A 346-nucleotide genomic window follows, 5' to 3' on the forward strand; every position below is an offset into this window, starting at 1 on the left:
GGCGGTTTCCAGGTGTTCGTAGTTACCGCCAGTCACACCGGTGATGCTGTTGGTCAGCGGGGTGTTGGTGTTCAACACGTTGTTCGGTGCGATGAAATCGACCGACCCGCTGCTCGCGTTAACTGGGATGGTGATCGACTGACCGTTGGCGAGGGTAATGACCAGCGGGGCGCCGGTTACCGGGGCGGTGACGCTTGCGGTATAGGTGACGACGCCACCTTCAACCGCACTGGCAGTCGCCGTCAGTGTGACGGTCGAAGTGTCGATGCTGTCGGTGACCGCAGTCACGGCAGCAGTCGGGCTGACTTCCAAGTGTTCGAAATCACCACCGGTGGTGCCGGTGATA

1 protein-coding gene is annotated in these 346 nt (G+C 60.7%); it reads right to left on the reverse strand.

Translation table 11 applies throughout. The annotated features are described in order from the left end of the window. A partial coding sequence (locus NTD88_RS21930) for an immunoglobulin-like domain-containing protein (RefSeq protein ID WP_262155004.1) occupies positions 1–346 on the reverse strand: 346 nt, incomplete at both ends.

The organism is Pseudomonas sp. 20P_3.2_Bac5 (genome assembly GCF_025466035.1).
Taxonomy (GTDB): domain Bacteria; phylum Pseudomonadota; class Gammaproteobacteria; order Pseudomonadales; family Pseudomonadaceae; genus Aquipseudomonas.